The sequence below is a fragment of the Spirulina sp. 06S082 genome (assembly GCF_034932145.1).
Classification (GTDB): domain Bacteria; phylum Cyanobacteriota; class Cyanobacteriia; order Cyanobacteriales; family Spirulinaceae; genus CCY15215.
On the sequence record NZ_JAYGHV010000121.1, the window covers coordinates 1 to 728 of the forward strand.

At 41.9% G+C, this 728-nt stretch carries 2 protein-coding genes; one reads left to right on the forward strand and one right to left on the reverse strand.

Translation table 11 applies throughout. From position 1 onward, the window contains the following. Nucleotides 1-457, forward strand: a 457-nt coding sequence (locus tag VB714_RS07420) for an NAD-dependent epimerase/dehydratase family protein (protein ID WP_323222660.1), incomplete at its 5' end; no start/stop codon positions are given. An 8-nt stretch (nucleotides 458-465) separates the two neighbouring features. On the opposite strand, the gene VB714_RS07425 is transcribed toward VB714_RS07420, so the two are convergent. Next, nucleotides 466-728 (reverse strand): peptidoglycan-binding domain-containing protein (locus tag VB714_RS07425; protein ID WP_323222662.1); only part of this gene is annotated, 263 nt, incomplete at its 5' end.

The window sequence follows — 728 nt, forward strand, 5'->3', positions numbered from 1 at the left end:
TGCTTGTTTTCGCGGTGGATGTCTCACGGGTCCTAATCACTCTGGGACGCAACTACACGGCTTTTTAGCGTATTTGATGAAATGCGCGGCAACGGGTAAACCTTATACAATTTTTGGCTATAAAGGAAAACAGGTGCGAGACAATATTCATAGTGCAGATTTGATTAATGCTTTTTATGAATTCTTTAAAGCCCCGCGCATTTCAGAAGTTTATAATACGGGAGGAGGACGATATAGTAACTGTTCTATGTTAGAAGCGGTGCAGTTGTGTCAAGAAATTACAGGAAAGGAATTTAAACCTGAGTATTCTGAGACAAATCGTATCGGCGATCATATTTGGTGGGTTAGTGATAATAGTCGCTTTTGCGAACATTATCCGAATTGGAAAATGCAATATAATGTTCCTAAAATTCTGCAAGAAATTTATGAGTTCAACAAAGAAAGATGGACAAATTAATTTACAAATTAATTATTTTCTCGTGTTACATCTTCCGCAGTTAACCCAAAACTCGATCGCGCAGCCGCGATCGCCTCTTTGGTTTGTTCTCCCCAAACTCCATCGATCGCCCCATCATAAAAACCGGCTGTTTTTAAGCGTTGTTGCAGGGCGCGAATTTGTTGAGGACCCAAGGAACGTTCTAGGGCGATAATGGTCTGGGATCCGACAATTCCATCGACAGTTAAAGCGCGATCGCGCTGAAACTGCATGACGGCTTGTTGGGTGGATT